This window comes from Pantoea sp. RG18, assembly GCF_025910075.1.
In the GTDB taxonomy this organism is placed as follows: Bacteria; Pseudomonadota; Gammaproteobacteria; order Enterobacterales; family Enterobacteriaceae; genus Pantoea; species Pantoea agglomerans.
The window spans coordinates 1-16552 of sequence record NZ_JAPCIL010000013.1 but is presented as its reverse complement, the minus strand read 5'-3'; the positions used below and the strand labels follow the sequence as shown (position 1 = coordinate 16552).

Annotated in this window: 13 protein-coding genes; 6 read left to right on the top strand and 7 right to left on the bottom strand. The window is 52.8% G+C overall.

Translation table 11 applies throughout. From position 1 onward, the window contains the following. Positions 1–192: 192 nt before the first annotated feature. Positions 193–2016 (bottom strand): ribosome-dependent GTPase TypA, encoded by a 1824-nt coding sequence (typA, locus tag OK409_RS14460; protein WP_010258429.1) that lies wholly within the window; start codon positions 2014–2016, stop codon positions 193–195. A 438-nt stretch (positions 2017–2454) separates the two neighbouring features. Between typA and glnA the strand changes: the two genes are divergently transcribed. The 3 genes from glnA (at position 2455) to glnG (ending at position 6470) form a co-directional block, all read left to right on the top strand. Further along, complete coding sequence (gene glnA, locus OK409_RS14455) at positions 2455–3864, top strand: glutamate--ammonia ligase (RefSeq protein WP_010258434.1); 1410 nt, start codon at positions 2455–2457, stop codon at positions 3862–3864. Between the two features lie 139 nt (positions 3865–4003). Continuing rightward, complete coding sequence (glnL, locus tag OK409_RS14450; RefSeq protein ID WP_008926971.1) at positions 4004–5053, top strand: nitrogen regulation protein NR(II); 1050 nt, start codon at positions 4004–4006, stop codon at positions 5051–5053. Between the two features lie 7 nt (positions 5054–5060). After that, positions 5061–6470, top strand: coding sequence for a nitrogen regulation protein NR(I) (gene glnG, locus OK409_RS14445; RefSeq protein ID WP_010258440.1), 1410 nt, complete (start codon positions 5061–5063; stop codon positions 6468–6470). A 41-nt stretch (positions 6471–6511) separates the two neighbouring features. On the opposite strand, the gene hemN is transcribed toward glnG, so the two are convergent. Further along, the gene (hemN, locus tag OK409_RS14440) at positions 6512–7885 is read right to left on the bottom strand and encodes an oxygen-independent coproporphyrinogen III oxidase (protein ID WP_052271766.1); all 1374 of its coding nucleotides are present in this window, start codon (positions 7883–7885) and stop codon (positions 6512–6514) included. Between the two features lie 232 nt (positions 7886–8117). After that, positions 8118–8642 carry a Der GTPase-activating protein YihI gene (yihI, locus tag OK409_RS14435; protein WP_010258445.1) on the bottom strand — a complete coding sequence of 175 codons (525 nt, stop codon included), beginning with the start codon at positions 8640–8642 and terminating at the stop codon, positions 8118–8120. Positions 8643–9193: 551 nt separating this feature from the next. On the opposite strand from yihI, the gene yihA reads away from it, so the two are divergent. Beyond that, positions 9194–9829: a ribosome biogenesis GTP-binding protein YihA/YsxC gene (gene yihA / locus OK409_RS14430; protein ID WP_010258448.1), complete on the top strand. Its 636-nt coding sequence runs from the start codon at positions 9194–9196 to the stop codon at positions 9827–9829. Between the two features lie 417 nt (positions 9830–10246). On the opposite strand, the gene polA is transcribed toward yihA, so the two are convergent. The 4 genes from polA to OK409_RS14410 form a co-directional block, all read right to left on the bottom strand. After that, on the bottom strand, positions 10247–13033 hold the full coding sequence (polA, locus tag OK409_RS14425) for a DNA polymerase I (RefSeq protein ID WP_031591928.1): 2787 nt from the start codon (positions 13031–13033) through the stop codon (positions 10247–10249). A 378-nt stretch (positions 13034–13411) separates the two neighbouring features. Then, positions 13412–14041, bottom strand: coding sequence for a thiol:disulfide interchange protein DsbA (gene dsbA / locus OK409_RS14420; RefSeq protein WP_010258458.1), 630 nt, complete (start codon positions 14039–14041; stop codon positions 13412–13414). A gap of 26 nt (positions 14042–14067) precedes the next feature. Continuing rightward, positions 14068–15054 carry a serine/threonine protein kinase gene (locus OK409_RS14415; protein ID WP_033773175.1) on the bottom strand — a complete coding sequence of 329 codons (987 nt, stop codon included), beginning with the start codon at positions 15052–15054 and terminating at the stop codon, positions 14068–14070. Between the two features lie 45 nt (positions 15055–15099). Continuing rightward, positions 15100–15375 (bottom strand): YihD family protein, encoded by a 276-nt coding sequence (locus tag OK409_RS14410; RefSeq protein ID WP_033759287.1) that lies wholly within the window; start codon positions 15373–15375, stop codon positions 15100–15102. 44 nt (positions 15376–15419) lie between these two features. Here OK409_RS14410 and mobA point away from each other — a divergent pair, with 44 nt between their 5' ends. Both mobA and mobB read left to right on the top strand, forming a co-directional pair. Next, complete coding sequence (mobA, locus tag OK409_RS14405) at positions 15420–15986, top strand: molybdenum cofactor guanylyltransferase MobA (RefSeq protein WP_033781132.1); 567 nt, start codon at positions 15420–15422, stop codon at positions 15984–15986. Position 15987: 1 nt separating this feature from the next. Further along, the gene (gene mobB / locus OK409_RS14400; protein ID WP_052271761.1) at positions 15988–16494 is read left to right on the top strand and encodes a molybdopterin-guanine dinucleotide biosynthesis protein MobB; all 507 of its coding nucleotides are present in this window, start codon (positions 15988–15990) and stop codon (positions 16492–16494) included. Positions 16495–16552: the final 58 nt, after the last annotated feature.

Sequence of the window (16552 nt, the reverse complement as noted above, 5' to 3'; positions counted from 1 at the left end):
CCTGGAGTATTCACTCTAGCGGCAAAAGGGCAGGCTGAACAGGCACTCGCGGAGAGAAAAGCGTAAACGGCAGCGGGCAGCTAAAAAGCGCGACCTATCCCACAAATAATCGCTGGCCCGGCTGAAGAGGCAGGAATTTCAGGCAAAAAAAAAGCCCCGCAGGCGGGGGCTCTTTATCAGTTAAAGGCGCAATTATGCGTCTTTAGGACCACGTGATGCACGTTTACGGTCATTTTCAGTCAGGTGACGTTTACGGATACGCACTGACTGTGGTGTAACTTCTACCAGTTCGTCATCATCGATGAACTCGATCGCCTGCTCAAGGGTCATCTTGATTGGCGGAACCAGCGTCGTGGCTTCATCAGTACCTGAAGCACGCATGTTGGTCAGTTTCTTACCGGTCAGGCAGTTAACTGTCAGGTCGTTAGAACGGCTGTGAATACCGATGATCTGGCCTTCATAGACTTCTGCACCGTGACCCAGGAACAGCTTACCGCGGTCCTGCAGGCTGAACAGTGCAAACGCAACTGCTTTACCCTGACCGTTGGAGATCAGTACGCCGTTCTGACGCTGGCCCACTTCGCCCGCACGAATGTCATCGTAGTGGCTGAAGGTAGAGTAGAGCAGACCGGTACCGGAAGTCATGGTCATGAATTCGTTACGGAAGCCGATCAGGCCACGGCTTGGGATCACGTAGTCGAGACGTACGCGGCCTTTGCCATCCGGATCCATGTTTTTCAGATCGCCCTTACGCTCACCCATGGCTTGCATGACTGAACCCTGGTTGTTCTCTTCGATATCCAGCGTAACGTTCTCGAATGGCTCCTGTTTACGGCCATCGATTTCGCGGAAGATAACTTTCGGACGGGATACCGCCAGTTCGAAACCTTCACGACGCATGTTTTCGATCAGAACTGACAGGTGAAGCTCACCACGACCTGATACGCGGAACGCGTCAGCATCTTCGGTTTCTTCAACGCGCAGTGCCACGTTGTGAACCAGTTCTTTGTTCAGACGCTCAAGGATCTGACGTGACGTCACGTACTTACCTTCTTTACCGCAGAACGGTGAGGTGTTGACGTTAAAGAACATGGTAACTGTTGGCTCATCGACACTCAGTGCTGGCAGCGCCTGCACGTTCTGTGGATCACAGATGGTGTCAGAGATGTTCAGCTCGCCCAGACCGGTGATAGCAATGATATCGCCCGCTTCTGCCAGGTCGCTGTCGATACGCTCAAGACCCAGGTGAGTCAGGACTTTACCGACTTTACCGTTACGGGTTTTGCCTTCGCTATCGATGATAGTGACTTGCTGGTTAGGCTTAACTTTACCGCGCTTGATACGGCCGATGCCGATCACGCCCAGGTAGTTGTTGTAGTCCAGCTGAGAGATTTGCATCTGCAGTGGGGCGTCAGCCTCAACCTGCGGAGGCGCAACGTGGTCGACGATCGCCTGATACAGCGGGGTCATATCGTCAGCCATGTCGGTGTGCTCAAGACCAGCAATACCATTCAGCGCAGAGGCGAAAATGATAGGGAAGTCGAGCTGCTCATCAGTAGCATCCAGGTTAACGAACAGGTCAAAGACCTGATCAACAACCCAATCCGGACGCGCACCAGGGCGGTCTACTTTGTTGATAACCACAATCGGCTTCAGACCATGCGCGAACGCTTTTTTGGTCACGAAGCGGGTTTGCGGCATAGGGCCATCCATCGCATCTACAACCAGCAGCACCGAGTCCACCATGGACATGACGCGCTCAACTTCACCACCGAAGTCGGCGTGTCCCGGGGTATCAACGATGTTGATACGGTAGTCATTCCACTTAATGGCGGTGTTTTTTGCGAGGATGGTAATCCCACGCTCTTTCTCCAAATCATTGGAGTCCATCACGCGCTCTGTTGCTTCGGTACGGGCATCAAAAGTACCGGATTGTTGCAGCAGTTTGTCAACCAGGGTGGTCTTTCCATGGTCAACGTGCGCGATGATGGCGATGTTACGCAAATTTTCGATCACAGCTTTGCCTCAGGCATTAGAAATAGCGCGTTATTGTACACTGATTAAGCGGAAGACTGAACACGATCACACTTTTCACTGAAAGTTTATTGCGTGGAGGCCAATTTGCCCTGTTACCGGTGCAGAAAATGCACTAAGTTGGTCTGATGCACCAAAATAGTGCCACCAGATGGCCGCTAAGCACCACAGTGGTGCAATAAAACGATCGTGGTGCAGCCGCTTTATGACAAAAAGGTGCACCACAAGGCGATTTAAGCATCATCAAAAAAGTTGGCACAGAATTCGCTTTATCTAAATCAAGCGTAAACGCCAGACAGATGTCGGTTGAAGAGCGTGCCGGAAGAGGTTGGTCAGGGAGTTGTTTTCCCGCAACGTATTCCGGAAACGACGTTTCCTCGCCATGTAGATAATGAAAGACCATTTCCAGGAGAGTTGAGTATGTCCGCTGAACACGTTCTCTCGATGATGAACGAGCATGAAGTTAAGTTTGTTGACCTGCGTTTTACCGATACCAAAGGTAAAGAACAGCACGTTACGATCCCTGCTCACCAGGTTAACGCTGACTTCTTCGAAGAAGGCAAAATGTTCGATGGTTCGTCTATCGGCGGCTGGAAAGGCATTAACGAATCAGACATGGTGCTGATGCCTGACGCCACCACGGCGGTCATGGATCCTTTCTTCGAAGATTCTACGCTGATCATCCGTTGTGACATCCTCGAGCCAGGCACCATGCAGGGCTACGACCGCGATCCACGCTCTATCGCTAAGCGCGCTGAAGATTTCCTGCGCTCTTCCGGCATCGCTGATACCGTACTGTTTGGACCAGAACCAGAATTCTTCCTGTTCGATGACATCCGTTTCGGCTCATCGACGTCCGGTTCACACGTTGCTATCGACGATATAGAAGCGGCATGGAACACCGGTAAAGAGTACGAAGGCGGTAACAAAGGTCACCGTCCAGGTCTGAAAGGCGGCTACTTCCCGGTTCCACCGGTTGACTCATCACAGGACATTCGTTCTGCCATGTGTCTGACCATGGAGCAGATGGGCCTGGTTGTTGAAGCGCATCACCACGAAGTGGCGACCGCGGGTCAGAACGAAGTGGCAACCCGCTTCAATACCATGACCAAAAAAGCGGACGAAATTCAGATTTACAAATATGTGGTTCACAACGTTGCGCACGCTTACGGCAAAACCGCGACCTTTATGCCGAAGCCTATGTTTGGCGACAACGGTTCAGGCATGCACTGCCATATGTCACTCTCCAAAGGTGGCCAGAACCTGTTTGCCGGCGATAAGTACGGCGGCCTGTCTGAAATGGCGCTGTTCTACATCGGCGGTATCATCAAGCACGCTAAAGCGATCAACGCCCTGGCGAACCCGACCACCAACTCTTACAAGCGTCTGGTCCCGGGTTACGAAGCACCGGTTATGCTGGCTTACTCTGCCCGTAACCGTTCAGCCTCAATCCGTATTCCGGTTGTTGCCAGCCCGAAAGCGCGTCGTATCGAAGCGCGCTTCCCGGATCCAGCGGCTAACCCATACCTGGCGTTCACCGCACTGCTGATGGCTGGCCTGGATGGCATCATCAACAAAATCCATCCTGGCGATGCGATGGACAAAAACCTGTATGACCTGCCACCGGAAGAAGAAGCTGAGATTCCAAAAGTTGCAGGCTCTCTGGAAGAAGCGCTGAATGCACTGAACGAAGACCGCGAGTTCCTGACCCGCGGCGGAGTATTCACTGACGAATCGATCGATGCTTACATCGAACTGCGTAAAGCAGAGATGGATCGCGTTCGCATGACGCCACACCCGGTTGAGTTCGAGCTCTACTACAGCGTTTAACTGGTCAGACGTTTTTTGTTGCCGTGGAAACTTTTAGCCCATCTTCGGATGGGCTTTTTTCTCCGCGAATTCACCGTTCATTCGCCCTCTTTTCGGCTTAAAGACTAAAATGCACCTCTTTAGTGCAGAGGAACGTTGTATGGCAACTGGCTCTCTGCCCGATGCAGGGCAGATTCTCAACGCGTTAATCAACAGTATTTTGTTGGTGGATAACGATCTGGTTATTCATTACGCCAACCCGGCGGCGCAGCAATTACTGGCGCAAAGCTCACGCAAATTGTTCGGCACGCCGTTACCGGAATTAACCGGCTACTTTTCGCTGAATATCGAGGTGATGCGCGAGAGTCTTGAGGCTGGCCAGGGATTTACTGACAGTGAGGTCACGCTGGTGGTAGATGGTCGCGCGCACATTATGTCGCTGACCGCCCAGCGGTTACCCGATGGCTTAATCCTGATGGAAATGGCGCCGATGGATAATCAGCGTCGTCTCAGTCAGGAGCAGTTACAGCACGCCCAGCAGGTGGCCGCTCGCGATCTGGTTCGCGGCCTGGCCCATGAGATTAAAAATCCGCTGGGAGGATTGCGCGGCGCGGCACAGCTTTTATCCCGCGCCCTGCCCGATCCCTCGCTGAATGAATATACCAAAGTGATTATTGAACAGGCCGACCGGTTGCGGAATCTGGTTGATCGTCTGCTGGGGCCGCAGCAGCCGGGCATGCACATCACGCAGAGCATTCATCAGGTGGCCGAACGGGTGGTCAATCTGGTGTCGATGGAGCTGCCGGAGAATGTCTCGCTGGTACGGGATTATGATCCCAGCCTGCCGGAACTGCCGCACGATCCCGATCAGATTGAACAGGTGCTGCTTAACGTGGTGCGCAATGCGCTTCAGGCGCTGGGCGACGATGGCGGCACCATTATTATCCGCACCCGCACGGCTTTCCAGCTGACGCTGCACGGCACGCGTTATCGCCTGGTGGCACGTATTGATATTGAAGATGATGGCCCCGGCATTCCGGCCCAGCTGCAGGATACGCTGTTTTATCCGATGGTCAGCGGACGCGAAGGCGGTACCGGTTTAGGCCTCTCCATCGCCCGTAGCCTGATTGATCAACATTCAGGAAAAATAGAATTTAACAGTTGGCCGGGACACACCGAATTCTCGGTTTACCTGCCTATTCGCCAGTGAGGTTTCTATGCAACGAGGGATAGTCTGGATCGTCGATGACGATAGCTCCATCCGCTGGGTGCTTGAACGCGCGCTCACTGGAGCCGGTTTGAGCTGTGCGACTTTTGACAGCGCAAGCGAGGTGCTGGATGCCCTCTCAACCAAGACCCCGGACGTTTTACTGTCAGACATTCGCATGCCCGGTATGGATGGCCTGGCGCTGCTGAAACAGATTAAGCAGCGTCATCCGATGCTTCCGGTCATCATAATGACGGCGCATTCTGATCTGGACGCTGCCGTCAGCGCCTATCAGCAGGGTGCCTTTGATTACCTGCCTAAGCCGTTCGATATTGATGAAGCGGTTGCGCTGGTCGAGCGTGCTATCAGCCACTATCAGGAGCAGCAGCAGCCACGTAATCAGCCGGTCAGCGGACCCACCACCGATATCATCGGTGAAGCGCCCGCGATGCAGGATGTGTTCCGCATCATCGGACGATTATCGCGCTCGTCGATCAGTGTGCTGATCAACGGCGAGTCCGGTACCGGTAAAGAGCTGGTGGCCCATGCGCTGCATCGCCATAGCCCGCGCACCAAAGCGCCCTTTATCGCGCTCAACATGGCGGCGATCCCCAAAGATTTAATTGAATCAGAACTGTTTGGTCACGAAAAAGGCGCCTTTACCGGGGCGAACCAGATCCGTCAGGGCCGTTTTGAGCAGGCGGATGGCGGCACGCTGTTTCTGGATGAGATCGGTGATATGCCGCTGGATGTGCAGACCCGTCTGCTGCGCGTGCTGGCCGATGGCCAGTTCTATCGCGTTGGTGGCTATGCGCCGGTCAAAGTGGATGTGCGTATTATCGCGGCGACCCACCAGAATCTGGAATTACGCGTACAGGAAGGCAAGTTCCGTGAGGATCTGTTTCACCGCCTGAATGTGATTCGTGTGCATCTGCCACCGCTGCGTGAGCGTCGTGAGGATATCCCGCGTCTGGCGCGTTATTTCCTCCAGGTAGCGGCGCGTGAGCTGGGTGTGGAAGCGAAGATTCTGCATCCGGAAACCGAGACAGCGTTAACCCGACTGCACTGGTCAGGTAACGTGCGTCAGCTGGAGAACACCTGTCGCTGGCTGACCGTGATGGCTGCGGGTCAGGAAGTCCTGATTCAGGACCTGCCCGGAGAACTGTTTGAATCCAGTACGCCGGAGAATCCGGTACAGTCGCTGCCTGACAGCTGGGCAACGCTGCTGGCACAGTGGGCCGATCGCGCTCTGCGTTCCGGTCATCAGAATCTGCTGTCAGAAGCCCAGCCGGAGATGGAGCGCACGCTGCTCACTACTGCGCTGCGTCATACGCAGGGCCACAAACAGGAAGCGGCACGTTTGCTGGGCTGGGGACGAAACACGCTGACGCGCAAGCTCAAAGAGCTGGGCATGGAATAAGCGGTTCAGTACGGGCTGGTGAAGTCTGCCAGCCCGTTTCTTCAGATAACGCGGGAGAACTGCTGCTGACGCGCTTTCTGACGCAGATAGCGATCAAAGCACATGCAGATATTGCGGATCAGTAACCGGCCAATTCCCGTCACCTCCAGCCCCGTAGCGGTTTGTTCCACCAGCCCATCAGCTATCAACGGCTTCAGCAGCGCCAGGTCCTCAGCAAAATAGTCGCTGAAGCGAATGCCCCATTGCGCTTCTGTCGCGGCAAAATTCAGCGAGAAGTTACAAATCAGCGTTTTTATCACGTCCCGACGCAGGCAATCATCGTCGGTTAAGGCGATGCCACGCCACAGGCCATTTCCCTGCTGTTCCACACAATTGTACCAGGTATTAAGGTCTTTCTGGTTCTGCGCATAACTGTCGCCAATCATGCTGATGGCAGAGACGCCAAGCCCCAGCAAATCGCTGTCGCCCTGCGTCGTGTATCCCTGGAAATTGCGATGCAGCTGGCCTTTGCGCTGCGCGATAGCCAGTTCATCCTGCGGCTTCGCAAAGTGATCCATTCCAATGAACTGGTAGCCCTGCTGAGTCAGGGTTGCGATGGTCTGCTGTAAAATATCCAGCTTTTGCTGAGCCGATGGCAGTTCACCCTCTTTGATTTTACGCTGTGCCGCGAACATCGCCGGCAGATGCGCATAGTTAAAGACGCTAAGACGATCCGGGCTCAGCGCCAGTACCCGCTCCAGCGTCCAGGCGAAGCTGGCGGGCGTCTGCAGGGGTAAACCATAGATGAGGTCAATGCTGGTCGAGCTGAACCCCTGTTCACGGGCACGCGCCATCAGCCCGAAAATCACCTCTTCATCCTGTACCCGGTTAACCCGCTCCTGCACCGATTTGTTGAAGTCCTGCACCCCCATGCTCAGCCGGTTGAATCCCAGCGATCGCAGGTGATCAATCACATCCAGCGCAATTTCCCGGGGATCCACTTCGATCGACATTTCGGCATCATCGGCCACGCTGAAATGCTGCTTCAGTAAACCCACCAGCCGGGAAATCTGCGCATTGTCGAGGAAGGTTGGCGTGCCGCCGCCCCAGTGAAGCTGCGTGACCTGACGCTGACGAAACAGCGGCGCACGCTGAATAATCTCCTGCTCAAGCACATCCAGATAGCGGTCCGCTTTGTGGCGCTGACGCGTCACTATCTTATTGCAGCCGCAGAAGTAGCAGAGACGATGGCAGAAGGGAATATGGACATAGAGCGACAGCGGACGATCGGGGTAACGCGCCACGGCACGCTGGAAGTCGTTTTCCGCGTACTGCTCGCTGAACTCCAGCGCAGTGGGATAGGAGGTGTAACGCGGGCCGGCATAATTGTACTTTTCAATTAACGCCTGATCCCACTCAATCTGCTGCGATGGCATGCTCACTCCTTCCGGTGACGTCGTCTGAGAGAAGGTCGCGAAGAAGAGGAGATAAAAGGTGAGCGGGATGAGACCCGACGTAAACGTTGCTTCAGACGCGACAGCGTCGTAGTTTAAACAATAACCACAGCAGATAACATGTCGCCAGCAGCGCGAAAATTGATCCAGGCCAAAACATTGTCGTTTACCTGTTAAGCGCGGCATGCGGGTAACGCATGCCGATCAAATTTGCTTAGTTGCCTTTCAGCAGACGGTACATATCTTCTTCAGCCTGCTCATCTTCGGCATCATCCATCACAATGCCTAACTGCTCCATCAGTTCGTCGATACGATCCAGCGAGGCATCCAGCCAGCCCTGATCTTCAGCCGACAGCGTTTCGCCATTTTCCAGCCGATCCAGCAGCGCATCCAGACGTTCGTCATTTTCCAGCTTCGCCAGCTCTTCTTCTGGTGTCAGACGCACTTTCTTCTCTGCTGCCGGTTTTTCTGCGCTTTTCTTTGGTTTAACGGCGGCGGTTTTTCCTTCAGCGATCAGGGCCACCGGTTTTTTACTCCCGATGCGCGGATCTTTGACGCTGTCCGCCTGACGTCCGCCATTGTTTTCGGACGCAGCCGGATTAGCACGGCTGCCAGATGCATGTCCGCGATGCTTTTTATCACGTTTGCGATCGCGTGCTTCATGGTTGATATCGTCACGCGATTTGCGTTTGGCTTTGACGGCAGGTTTGCCGTTAGCAGCTCGTGCAGGTTGCTTCATAGTATTCGGTCCCGGCTTTTTTTATTCAGTATAGAATTGCGGCGAAATCTAGCAGAAAGTAGACAAAGAAAAAAGGCGACAGCTCAAGCTGTCGCCTTATTTCATACCTTCATAAGAAGGAATCATGTTTTAAATCCTTTTCGGCTCGTAACATCCCGGTTAATCCCGCGCCTGCTCAACTCCTGAGCTATTCCTTATCCCTGTCTGGCCGCATCCCTGACCCTGTTCCATTCCATCGCTCATAACCCTCCTGGTATCCCTGAGCGCATCATCCTGATGTGTGCTGCCGTGCACTGCACACTAATGTAGACCAACTGGTAAAAGCCTCAAGTCAGTGTCAAAAATAGTTAGTTCAAAAAAAGAACGATTAACATCAAGGCATTGAATTACATATTTTTTTATTTTTAGTAATTAAAGTAAAAAGCGAAATAACCCGCACCGTTAATGGCAAATCTCTTACAAAGTTTGTTACCGAGATGCGATTGAGCACTTTCGCGTCATAACGCGTATAATCGCCCGCATTGCCTTAATGCGTTTTCTGGAGTGTCACCTTGTCTGAATTGAATTATCACGTTACCCACTTTGTCATGAGCGCGCCGGATATCCGCCATCTGCCTGCCGATACCGGAATTGAAGTGGCTTTCGCTGGCCGCTCGAACGCGGGAAAATCGAGTGCGCTGAATACGTTAACCAATCAGAAGGGTCTGGCGCGTACCAGTAAAACGCCGGGACGTACGCAGCTGATTAACCTGTTTGAAGTGAAAGAAGGTAAGCGTCTGGTCGACCTGCCCGGTTACGGTTATGCCGAAGTCCCGGAAGAGATGAAGCTGAAGTGGCAGCGCGCGTTAGGTGAATACCTGCAAAAACGTCAGGCGCTGAAAGGACTGGTTATCCTGATGGATATCCGTCATCCGCTGAAAGATCTCGACCGGCAGATGATTCAGTGGTCAGTGGAAAGTGGCATTCCGGTGCTGTTGCTTCTTACTAAAGCAGACAAACTGGCCTCAGGTGCCCGTAAAGCGCAGCTCAATGTCGTGCGTGAAGCCGCACTCGAATTTGTTGGTGATGTGCAGGTAGAACTCTTCTCATCGCTGAAGAAAATCGGCGTGGATAAGGTTCGTCAGAAGCTGGACAGCTGGTTTAATACGCTTGAACCGGCGGTTGAAGATCAGGACGCGGAAGAGTGAGTGGAAACCCTGTGCCGGTGACGCTGACGGTACAAAAAGCCCAATAAAAAACGCCCCAGTCACAGAATGACTGGGGCGGCTAAATTCAGCCAAATCCGATTACGTGAAGTAAAAGGTCTGAAAGATAGAACATCTTACCTCTGTACCCTACGCGACGAACTTTACCTGATTTTCTGTGCGTGACAAAGGCTTTTTTGTTGCTTACTTACATCAAACAGGACTTTTTTTACCATGCACGTCACAAAAATAGCGTTGTGATGTAGTTTAATGACGAAAAAAGTGTTTAGCCGATAAGCAGTTAGAAAAGCGCTTTCTCTCAGTGCCAGCGTTGACCGCGCTAAACCGGTCAACTAAACGAATTTCTTATACCTGATTCAGGGCCGATTCTGTTCTTCAGAACCGACCACACGCATCGAATCAGTGGGCTTCATCCCAGTTGTCACCCACACCGACCTCAACCAGTAAAGGTACGTCGAGCTGTACGCTATCTTCCATCAACGCACGGATTTTCTGGCTCGCCTCTTCAACCGCCTCGGCTTTGACTTCGAACACCAGTTCATCGTGAACCTGCATGATCATTCTGACGGCATTGTCGTTTTGCTGTTCCAGCCAGTTATCCACGGCAATCATTGCCCGCTTGATGATATCGGCTGCCGTTCCCTGCATCGGCGCATTGATCGCGGCACGTTCAGCGGCTTTCCGGCGAATGGCGTTACCGGATTTAATATCGGGCAGCCACAGCCGACGGCCTTCCAGCGTTTCGACATAGCCTTTACTCGCCGCCAGCTGGCGTGTGTTCTCCATATAGCGCAGGACGCCCGGATAGCGTTCAAAGTAGAGATCCATATACTTTTTCGCTTCACCCGCGCCGATATTCAGCTGACGCGACAGACCAAAGGCGCTCATGCCATAAATCAGACCAAAGTTGATCGCTTTGGCGCTGCGACGCTGTTCGCCGCTGACCTTATCCAGCGCCACGCCAAACACTTCGGATGCCGTCGCGCGGTGGATATCTTCGCCCTGGGCAAAAGCGTCCAGCAATCCTTTGTCCTGAGAGAGATGCGCCATGATACGCAGTTCGATTTGTGAATAGTCTGCCGCCACAATGCGATGGCCTTTGGCCGCAACAAATGCCTGACGGATTCGGCGTCCTTCATCATTACGCACCGGAATGTTTTGCAGATTCGGATCGGCAGAGGATAAGCGTCCGGTTGCGGTGACGGCCTGATGATAAGAGGTATGTACCCTGCCACTGATCGGATTAATCATCAGCGGTAATTTATCCGTGTAAGTAGACTTAAGTTTGGATAAGCCGCGATGCTCCAGAATCACTTTGGGCAACGGATAATCAAGTGCCAGCTCGGCTAACACCTCTTCGCTGGTTGACGGCGCGCCGCCTGGTGTTTTCTTCGTGGGTTTGATGCCCTGTTTTTCAAACAGGATCACCTGAAGCTGCTTGGTGGATGAGAGGTTAAAGGGTTCCCCCGCCAGCTCATGCGCTTTTAACTCAAGCTCAGCCAGTCGGGCCGTCAGCTCTTTCGAGTGCTGCGCCAGAATAGACTGATCGATCAGCACGCCGTTGCGCTCTATGCGGGAAATCACCGTCAGTAACGGCATCTCAATCTGTTCGAAGACTTTTTTCGGTCCCGCTTCTTTCTCCAGCTCTGGCCACATCTTCAGATGCAGCTGCAAAGTCACATCTGCATCTTCGGCAGCGTAATGGGATGCCTGCTCTAACGCGATTTGATTGAACGTCAGCTGATTTTTACCTTTACCGGCGATCTCCTGGAAGGTCACGGTTTTATGGTTAAGCCAGCGAGCGGCCAGGCTATCCATGTCATGTTTGCCCACCACGCTGTTGAGGATATAGGACTCAAGCATGGTGTCGAATTTGATACCGGCCAGTTCAATGTCGTAGTTTTTCAGCACGCCGCGATCGTATTTCAGGTTCTGGCCAACTTTCCAGGCGCTCTCATCTTCCAGCAGGGGCTTGAGCTGTGCCAGAACGGTGGCGCGATCCAGTTGATCAGGCGCATCAAGATAGTCATGGGCAACCGGCAGATAGGCGGCTTCACCGGGCGCCACCGCGAAGCTGATGCCGACGATGTTAGCGCTCAGGGTATCCAGCGCGTCGGTCTCCAGATCAAACGCAAAGACTTCGCTGTTTTTCAGCTTCTCCAGCCAGCTATCAAAGAGATCCTGATCCAGAATGGTGACATAACCCTCGGTCGGTAACACGCTGCTGGTTTCAGCCACCGGGGCCGGTTCATCAGCCAGCGCTTTTTGCGCCTGCGTAGTGCTCTTTTTGCCCTGCAGCCATTTACCGTCCTGCAGGTCACTCAGCCAGCGTTTGAACTCGTAACGACTGAACAGGGCCTGCAATGCCTCTGTATCGGGTTCAGTGACTGTGAGCTCTTCACAGGGCAGCGCCAGCTCAACGTCTGTCTTAATGGTCGCCAGCTGATAAGAGAGAAACGCCACATCACGATTCTGCTCAAGTTTGGTCGCCATGGTTTTGGCACCACGAAATCCGAGATCGGCCACTTTGTCCAGATTGTCATAGATCGTCTGCATGCTGCCCAGCCCCTGCAGCAACGCCTGTGCCGTTTTCTCACCGACGCCTGGCACGCCAGGAATGTTATCGGAGCTATCACCCATCATGGCAAGGAAATCGATGATCAATGCGGGTGGAACACCATATTTCTGCTCAACCTCTTCTGGTCCCAGAATGGTGTTGCTCATGGTGTTAATCAGCGTGATGGCGGGCGTGACCAGCTGCGCCATATCTTTGTCGCCGGTGCTGATCAGCACTGAGAGACCCTTTTTCTCCGCTTCCAGCGCCAGCGTACCGATGACATCATCAGCCTCGACGCCGCTCACAGCCAGCAACGGCAGCCCCATCGCCCGCACCATCTCATGCAGTGGCTCAATTTGTGCACGGAGCTCGTCAGGCATCGGGGGACGGTGAGATTTGTAATGCTCAAACAGCTCGTCTCTGAAGGTTTTGCCTTTGGCATCGAACACCACAGCAACGTGACTCGGATTGTATTGCGCCAGCAGGCTTTTCAGCATGTTGAGCACGCCGTACATGGCGCCAGTGGGTTCACCTGCACTGTTGGTCAGCGGCGGAAACGCGTGATACGCGCGATAAAGATAGGATGAGCCATCGACCAGAATCAGGGGATTTTCTGCTATTTGCGCCATAAGTCTGTGTAGTCTTCGTTGCTATGAGTTGGGCTATAAGGATGCCACAACCAGGCAGAAATGGTGAACTAAGGCGTGCCACGTCTGGTGTTTTTCACGCTTTTGGGGACAGGATCGCAACGATCGTTCTGTGGATAACTTTGTGCGTAAAAATTATAACGCGCTGTTTTTCAGGAAAATAAATAATCGGCACCTGAATAAAAATCATAAATTTCATTGGCTTATTTAATTTCCGTGACACGATCGCTATTTTTAATAGCGCGATCCCTTGTGTGGATATTAAATTTATGCCCTGGAGATGGACAAAAATTGGCCCGTTGTTCAAAGGCATAAAAAAAACGCCAGCAGAGCTGGCGTTTAACGGGGGTGTGAGGCTGATTACTTCTGGCTTACCAGGAATTTAACCACGTTCGCATAGTCTGCGACGAAATTATCCATAGAGCTGGTATCAAGACCGCCGTTGTTAACCATGTATTTGCCATTCACGAAAATAGCAGGCACACCACGCAGATCAACATCAGCAGCGGCTTTTTGCTGCTGCGCAACCAGCGCTTTTACGGCGAAGCTGTTCCAGGCTGCATCATAGTCCGCCGCAGAGATACCGGCCGCTTTGACAAAGGTCTCTTTCAGACTGGCAGGATCGGTGATGGTCTGCGTTTTCTGAATGCCATCGAAGATCGGTGCTGTCACTTTATCTTCAACGCCCAGCGCCATCGCGACAGCCCAGGCATGGGTCACGACCGGCCCCAGTTCTCCACCGAGAAAATCGACGTGGTATTTCACCATCTTAGTGTCAGCAGGCAGATTCTTTTTCACCGCGTCATTGACGTGATAAATACGTTCAAACTGATAGCAGTGCGGGCAGAAGAAGGAGAAGAACTCCATCACCTGAGGTTCGCCGGCCACAGGTTTAGGCAGACTCACATATTGTTTACCTTCAGTGAACTGGGCAGCAGATGCGCTGAATGCCAGCACTAAACCCATCAGTGCAAACCAAATTTTTTTCATCGTGAAAAATTCTCCTGACTACGTCATTAATATTGCGGTGTCAGCTGCAGAGGAGGTTCCTGCAACAGCTTCTCCTGCTCGGTAAAGAGTGAAATTTGCCTGCGCCAGAAATCTTCATCTGTCATCCAGGGGAAAGCGCGCGGAAAAGCGGGATCCTGCCAGCGTCGGACAACCCAGGCCAGATAATAAACCATGCGCATGGCGCGTAAAGGTTCAATCAGTGACAATTCATTAATATCAAAATCACTGAACTCACTGTACGCCTCCAGCAGTATATCCCATTGAATACGCTGTTCCTGACGATCGCCGCTGATCAGCATCCAGAGATCCTGCACAGCCGGGCCATTACGGGCATCATCCAGATCGACAAACAGCGGTCCGTCACGCCACAGGATATTACCCGGATGGCAGTCGCCATGTAATCGTAGCGGCTGCCACGTGGTGTGCCACTGTTGTTGCAGCGTGTTTCCCAGCTTATCGATAGCCTGTAGCAGTGCGACTTTAAGCGATGCAGGCACTAACAGAGAGTGCTCCAGCACCTGCCGGGGTTCATGCAGATATTCATCCAGACCGATGGCAGGCCGATGCCTGAACAGCGCTTTACACCCGGTCTGATGAATGCGGCCCAGGAAGCGGCCTACCCACTCCATCTGATCTTCGTTGTCTGTCTCATATTGCCGTCCGCCCAGGCTGGGGAATACGGCAAAGAAGAAGCCAGCGTGACTGTGCAGTGTCTCACCCTTTAACCGCAGTGGCGCCGCGATGGGCACTTCGTCAGCCAGCAGATCAAGTGCGTACTGATGTTCTTCAGCAATCTGTTCGGCACGCCAGCGCTGTGGGCGATAAAACTTCGCAACATAGCGGCGTTTTTCGTCGTCGCTGAATTGATAAACCCTGTTCTCGTAGCTGTTCAGGGCTGTCAGACCCGATTCGACGCGAATTCCTGTTTCCCAGAGCGCATCAAGCAACACGTCGGGATTCAATGTCTGGAAGTTAAAAGCAGCGTCGCTCATCATGTTACCTGTAGTTGCCCTTGCAAATAGCAGCCAAGGATAACACTACTCGTCCTGTTTAATGACACCCCGTGCGCGGAGCAGTGCTGTTTTGAAATCAACTTCATAATCTTTTTTCAGGCCTGGTATCTCATCATCGCTGGCTGAGTCACGCATCTTGAGATGGTAAATTAATACATCATCGGTTAATTCACTTAACGGGCCACGGAAACCAGATTCCTGAGCCAGTTTCTGCAAAAATGTGACCAGATTAAGATCAGGCTCTTTTTGCCAGGCGGGTTGCAGCAACTCGATTAACTCGTTTAAACGATGGCATTTCATTCAGATTTCTCCTTTCACAGTGCGTCATCAGCGAGGGCACAGTCATGACAATATTAACCGGCATCATTCTGGCCGGTGGTCAGGGCCGCCGTATGGGTGGTCAGGACAAAGGGCTAGTACAGCTGGATGGCAGGCCGCTTTATCAGCATGTCCTTGAACGGCTCAGGCCACAAGTCGACATTGTCATGATTAATGCGAATCGTAATATTGATCGCTATCAGTTAAGCGGATGTCGGGTTATTCAGGATGTTTTTGATGATTATCCCGGTCCGCTGGCCGGGATCTACAGTGGGTTGCTCGCCATCGACGGTGAATGGGCCGCTTTTTGCTCCTGCGATACGCCTGCAATACCTCTCTACTTCGTCGAAAAACTGGTCGATCAACGCGGTGAGGCGCCGGCAGTCTGGGTACGTTCACAGTCGCGCGATCATCCTACGCTGGCGCTGATTCATCGAGAAATGGCTGCACCTCTTTATGACTATCTTCAGGCTGGAGAACGACGTCTTATGCATTTTCTGCGCGACCACGGTGGCCATGCTGTCCGGATGGATGAGGATGAGGCTGCCTTCCGCAATATCAATACGCCTGATGACCTGAACAACAGAGGCTGACATGTCATTACCTATACTTGCCATTGTGGGCTGGAGTGGAACCGGGAAAACGACGCTATTGCAGCAGGTGATACCGATTCTCGGCGATAAAGGTATCCGCGCAGGATTGATTAAACATACCCATCATCAGATGGATGTGGATACGCCAGGCAAAGATAGCTATCTGCTCAGAAAAGCGGGTGCCAGTCAGGTGATAGTGGCCAGTTCAGAGCGATGGGCATTGATGTGTGAGACGCCGGAAAAGCAGTCGATTAATCTGCCTTATCTGCTCAGCCGCATGGATCACGCTACGCTTGAGGTCGTGCTGGTCGAAGGCTTCAAAGATGAACCCGTACCTAAAATTGTTTTATGGCGGGCCGGGATCAAGGGTGGGATCGAGGAACTGCTTGATGAGCAGGTAATCGCTGTCGCCAGCGACCAGAAATTAACGCTGAACGTGCCAGTTCTGGATATAAATCGTCCGGACAGCGTTGCAGACTTCATTGCCGACTGGCTTGAGAAACGCTGAAATGGATGTTGTGATGCAGTTTTTCACGATCTGCAGACGTAAAAAAGCCCCGCACTTT

Coding starts and splice junctions, on each gene's coding strand:
- glnA (WP_010258434.1), top strand. CDS start 2,455: ATGTCCGCTGAACACGTTCTCTCGATGATGAACGAGCATGAAGTTAAG.
- glnL (WP_008926971.1), top strand. CDS start 4,004: ATGGCAACTGGCTCTCTGCCCGATGCAGGGCAGATTCTCAACGCGTTA.
- glnG (WP_010258440.1), top strand. CDS start 5,061: ATGCAACGAGGGATAGTCTGGATCGTCGATGACGATAGCTCCATCCGC.
- hemN (WP_052271766.1), bottom strand. CDS start 7,885: ATGCCATCGCAGCAGATTGAGTGGGATCAGGCGTTAATTGAAAAGTAC.
- yihI (WP_010258445.1), bottom strand. CDS start 8,642: ATGAAGCAACCTGCACGAGCTGCTAACGGCAAACCTGCCGTCAAAGCC.
- polA (WP_031591928.1), bottom strand. CDS start 13,033: ATGGCGCAAATAGCAGAAAATCCCCTGATTCTGGTCGATGGCTCATCC.
- dsbA (WP_010258458.1), bottom strand. CDS start 14,041: ATGAAAAAAATTTGGTTTGCACTGATGGGTTTAGTGCTGGCATTCAGC.
- OK409_RS14415 (WP_033773175.1), bottom strand. CDS start 15,054: ATGAGCGACGCTGCTTTTAACTTCCAGACATTGAATCCCGACGTGTTG.
- OK409_RS14410 (WP_033759287.1), bottom strand. CDS start 15,375: ATGAAATGCCATCGTTTAAACGAGTTAATCGAGTTGCTGCAACCCGCC.
- mobA (WP_033781132.1), top strand. CDS start 15,420: ATGACAATATTAACCGGCATCATTCTGGCCGGTGGTCAGGGCCGCCGT.
- mobB (WP_052271761.1), top strand. CDS start 15,988: ATGTCATTACCTATACTTGCCATTGTGGGCTGGAGTGGAACCGGGAAA.